Annotated in this window: 2 protein-coding genes and 1 pseudogene; 1 reads left to right on the forward strand and 2 read right to left on the reverse strand. The window is 72.5% G+C overall.

Annotated features, from left to right (window positions below):
- Window positions 1-61: 61 nt before the first annotated feature.
- Window positions 62-1120: a hypothetical protein gene (locus tag BFF77_RS28690; RefSeq protein WP_245703755.1), complete on the reverse strand. Its 1059-nt coding sequence runs from the start codon at window positions 1118-1120 to the stop codon at window positions 62-64.
- 29 nt (window positions 1121-1149) lie between these two features.
- Window positions 1150-2625: an APC family permease gene (locus BFF77_RS28695; RefSeq protein ID WP_066955565.1), complete on the reverse strand. Its 1476-nt coding sequence runs from the start codon at window positions 2623-2625 to the stop codon at window positions 1150-1152.
- Between the two features lie 131 nt (window positions 2626-2756).
- On the opposite strand from BFF77_RS28695, the pseudogene BFF77_RS37260 reads away from it, so the two are divergent.
- Window positions 2757-2866: pseudogene (locus BFF77_RS37260) on the forward strand (RNA-binding S4 domain-containing protein); the annotation flags it as partial.

Raw genomic sequence — 2866 nt, forward strand, 5'->3', positions numbered from 1 at the left:
GGGCCGTGCGGCCTCCGAACCCATCCGGCAGGTCGCGGGGTGGCGCCGTCTCGGACCGGCGTCACCCCGCCTGCGGTTTCGCGGGCCGCGCGCCGGGCAGGGTGCCCGCCCGCGACCGCCCGCGGCGGAACGCCGTGAACTGCTCCGCGGGATCACCGGTGTACGACCACGGCACCTGCGCCGCCCGTGGGCCCAGCAGCCCGAAGAGCTGTCCCGCCTCGTCGTCCAGCCCGGCGTAACAGACCGCGTGCGTCAGATAGTTCAGCTCGCCGACCTCCTCGGGAAGCACCGGGCCGCGCGGTCGGCCGCCGATCCACCGGTCGAAGGTGCGCCGGGCCTCGGTCACCGCCAGCTCATGGCGCCAGTGCTGCCCGAAGTCCCGTACCGCCCGCCGCCCGCCCGCGCCCTCCGTGGCGTAGCGGTACTCCTCCACCCGCGCGATCTGCACCAGCACCGGCAGCGGTGAGCCGGGCGGCGCCGCGCCCGCCGCGTCCCTGGCGAAGTCGTACATCCGGCCGTGCGTGCCGTGCCAGCGCGCCGAGAAGTAGCGCAGCACCTGGGTGTGCCCCTCCGTGTTGTACGGATCGCGCCGGCGCAACTCGTCCCACCAGCGCCGCAGTTCGCTCCGGCTCACGCCGTCCTCGTACAGCCGGGCGACGGTGAGCAGCGACACCCACGGCATCGGATCGGCGCGGGAGATCTCGGCCGCCCGCAGACAGACCCGCACCGTCGCGTCGAGCCGTTCCCGGTCGACGGCGACGCCGCGCCCGGCGGCGATGGCCAGGTTGAAGGCCCGCACCACCTCGGTCGCCGCCCGGAGCACCGCCACGTCCGGGCTGTCCGGCTCCGCCGTACGCCAGTTCTCCACGGCCGAACTGCCCGCCGCCGCGTGCGCGAGCAGCCGTATCCGGTGGGTGCGGCGCGGCCAGTCGTCGCCGGTGGCGCTCAGCAGATCGCGCACGCCCTGCCAGCGGCCGATGACGATGTCCTGCCGCGCCTCGGTCAGCGGCCGGTCGCCGAAGTCCGGATCGAGGTCGGGCGCACTCTCCTTGCCCGCGGGCTCGCCCGGTGGCCTGCCCGCCGACCGGCGTCCGGTGGCCCGGTGTCGGTGTTCCGCCATGCCCGCGCTCCCCGCTCCCGTCCCGCCGCTCAGAAGTCCGTCGCCAGTGCTCCGCCGGCCTGTACGGGCCGCTCCGCGTCCGAGCCGGGATACGGCCCGTCGTCGTCCGGCGCGCGGGAGGCGTCCAGCCGCGCGGGACGGTAGTACGAGCTGCCCCGCCGCCAGTACCAGACCATCGGCACCAGCCCCACGGCCAGACCGCCGACGCCGATCGTGACCGCCACCGTCGACAGCCCGGTCAGCGACTCGTAGAACATCCAGAACATGAAGAGCGCGCCGAGCAGCGGCCAGAGCCCGGCGAGGAGGAAGTCCCGCACCGAGCGCAGCAGCAGCTTGCGGTACGCGACGACGGCCGCGATGCCCGCCAGCCCGTAGTACACACAGATCTGGAGCGAGATCGCGGTGACGGCGTCGGAGATGATCTCGGTGACCGAGCCGAGCGCGGAGGCCGCCGCCAGCATGCCGAACGCGACGGCGCCGACCACCGTGATCGCCACCCAGGGCGTGTTCCAGGTGCGGTGCACCGTGCCGAGCACGCGCGGCATCGTACGGTCGCGGCCCATCGCGAAGAGCGAGCGCGTCACCTGGATCAGCGTGGTCTCCAGCGTGGCGATGGTGGACATCATCACGGCCACGATCAGCAGCTTGCCGCCGACGCCGGGCCAGATCTCCTCGCCCAGCACACCGAGCACATTGGCGCTGCCGGCCTGGATCTGCTCGGCGGAGAGGATGACGTTCACGGAGATGGTGAACGCCTCGAAGATCAGGAAGACGACGCCCATGCCGAGCAGGGCGGCGAGCCCGGCGGTCCTGCGGCTGTTGCGGGTCTCCTCGCTGAGATTGCTGGTGACGTCCCAGCCCCAGTAGTAGAACGCGGCGACGAGCGCGCCGGACGCGAAGCCGGACGGCCCGTCGAAGTGGCCGAAGCCGAGCCAGGACCAGTCGAAGGCGCGGGCCGAGCCGTTGTGGGCGACGGCCGCCACCACGAAGAGCAGGAGTACGGCCACCTCCACGCCGGTGAGCAGGAGTTGGGCCCGTACGGTGAGCCGGGCGCCGCCCAGCACCACCAGCAGCATGAGCAGGAACCAGCCCCCGCCGACCAGCAGCGCCAGCCGGGTGTCATCGGCCAGGGCGGGATCGAGGACCGCGAGCGTCATGGCGCCCGCGGGCAGCGAGCCCGCCACCATGAAGATCGTCGCGGAGACGACCAGCGCCCAGCCGGAGAGGAAGCCGAGCGCCGGGTGGAGCGTACGGCCGACCCAGGAGTAGGCGGCGCCCGCGTTGGCGTCGAGCCGGCCGAGTCTGCCGTACGCCAGGACGATGCCGAGCATGGGTATCGCGCAGTAGAGCAGTGCCGCCGGGCTGGCGAGGCCGACGGCGCCCACGAGTACGGCGGTGGTGGCGGTGAGCGAGTAGGCGGGCGCGCTGCCGGCGACCGCCATGACCACCGTGTCGAACGTTCCGAGGACATTGGGCTGGAGCCCTCTGCCGGAGTTGTTGCGCATGGCGTTCACTGCTTCCGTAAGGGAAATCGTGCGCATCGTAGTCGCCGGTATGCGGGGTGATGCCACGATTGCGTTGCGGAGTTGTTTCGGTAGGGGAGGGTCGGCGGTGGTTTGGCGCCTACTCTCGATGTATGGCTTCTGTGGCTTCTGAGGTACCGGGCGAGGGGACGACCGGCGGACCCGTGCGGGTGGACAGCTGGATCTGGTCCGTACGGCTCACCAAGACGCGCTCCCAGGCGGC

Origin of the sequence: Streptomyces lushanensis, assembly GCF_001700515.1 — a bacterium.
GTDB lineage: Bacteria > Actinomycetota > Actinomycetes > Streptomycetales > Streptomycetaceae > Streptomyces > Streptomyces lushanensis.

Bases quoted from the DNA above. Each gene is read 5' to 3' on its own strand.
- BFF77_RS28695 (WP_066955565.1), bottom strand. From the start codon at position 2,625: ATGCGCAACAACTCCGGCAGAGGGCTCCAGCCCAATGTCCTCGGAACG.
- BFF77_RS28690 (WP_245703755.1), bottom strand. From the start codon at position 1,120: ATGGCGGAACACCGACACCGGGCCACCGGACGCCGGTCGGCGGGCAGG.